At 71.6% G+C, this 1,678-nt stretch carries 1 protein-coding gene; it reads right to left on the reverse strand.

Features of this window, described 5'->3' with window-relative positions; all coding sequences use genetic code 11:
- Positions 1 to 99: 99 nt before the first annotated feature.
- Positions 100 to 1,678 (reverse strand): outer membrane protein assembly factor BamB family protein (locus C1I97_RS36780; protein ID WP_111007223.1); only part of this gene is annotated, 1,579 nt, incomplete at its 5' end.

Raw genomic sequence — 1,678 nt, forward strand, 5'->3', positions numbered from 1 at the left:
CGGGGACACCTCGGGGGTACGGGACTGCGGCGGGACGACGTGGAAGCGGGTGGCCGGAACGGCGCGTGGGCGCCGGCCGCACGGGGCGGCCGGCCGCGCTCACTTGCCGTAGGCGAGCATCAACTTCTCCTTGCTGTCGTCCCTCCCGCTCAGCCGGGTGGTGGAGATGTAGAAGCGTCCGTCGGCCCAGTCGACGTCCCTGGAGTAGAAGCCGTCCTCGATCTGCGCGGTGCCCTCCGGGTTCTGCAGCAGCGTCACCGGGGTGTGGTCCGAGCCCGCCGTCGGCACGGACACGACCCGGCCACCGGCGTTGTACCACGCCTCGGCGTACGCGATGAGCTGCCCGTTCTCCACCCTGAGCGGGATCATCGAGGTGTTCGTCGGGGACTTCACGCGCCACTTCTCCTTGCCGGTGGCCAGGCTGATCGCGACGATCTCGTTGGGACCGGTGGCGGCCTTGGTCGGCAGGTAGAGGGTGTCGGCGTCGGACACGACCGCCTTGCAGCTCTGCATGGTGCGTATCAGGGAGACCAACATGCCGCACCGGGGGTCGAAGGCCGCCTTGGAGTCGACCTGGGAGCGGATGGAACCACCGCTGTTCAGCGTCGAGATGTTCCAGTGCTTCCGGTCCTTGTCCGTCGAGTAGAGGATCACCGGATCGACGGAGAAGACGCGCTGGACCTCCCAGCCCTTGGGAATCTGCTTGGTCCACCTGACCTTGCCGGTGGCGGGGTCGAGCTCCTGCACCTCGTCGTGCGCGTTCGGTGCGCCGGCGGCGCAGGACGAGACCGAGATCAGCCGGGCCCCGCCGGCGAAGGCGCCGGGGAAGCAGGCCTGGCCGTAGCGCTGCTTGTCGTAGAGCTTCCTGCCGCTGTCGATGTCGTACGCCACGCCCGACTGCGAACGGCCCACCATCAGGGTCTTGCCGGTCACGCTCAGCGTGACGTCGGACGAGATGTCGAACAGCCCGCCCTCGGGGACCTCGGCGCTCCAGCCCTTCTTGCCGGTGTTCAGGTCGAGCTGCTGGATCCGGTTGCACTTGGCGCGGTCGCTGCTGCCGTCCATGTAGGCCACGACGACCTTGTCGTCGGCGGTCTTCTGCGGCGTCACCGCGCAGATCTTCTCCGGGAAGGAGACCGGCTCCCAGGTGGGCCCGCCGTCGCCGACGTTGTAGGCGAAGACCTGCTTGTACGCCGCCTTCACCGCCGCCTTGCCGGTGATCCACATGCCGGGGGCGTCGGCGCCGGAACCGGGCGCGGCGGGCGCCTCCTTGTACCAGAGCACCTTGGCCTCGCCGTCCTGGCGGCCCGCGTTGAGGTCCTCCGGGTCCGTGTCGCCGTCGCCGCTGCCGTCGCCGGGGTCGACGGGGGCGCCGGAGACGGCGGGCCCCGAGGGCTTGGAGTCGCCGCTCTTCTCGGCGACCGGTTTCTTCTCCGCGTCGCCGCTGCCGGTGACGGCCCAGACGGTGGCGCCGGCCACGAGCAGGGCGGCCACCGCGGCGCCGATGACGACGGCCGGCTTGCCCTTGAACGGGCTGCGGGAGCCGCCGCCGGGCGGCGGGGTGCCGGGCGCGCCCGGGAACTGCGCCTGCGGGTAGCCGTAGCCGGGCTGCGGCCCGTACGGCCCCGGCTGCTGCGGCTGCCCGTAGGGGCCGGGCGCGGCGGGGGCGCCGTAGGGG

This window comes from Streptomyces sp. NTH33 (assembly GCF_003236365.1).
GTDB lineage: Bacteria > Actinomycetota > Actinomycetes > Streptomycetales > Streptomycetaceae > Streptomyces.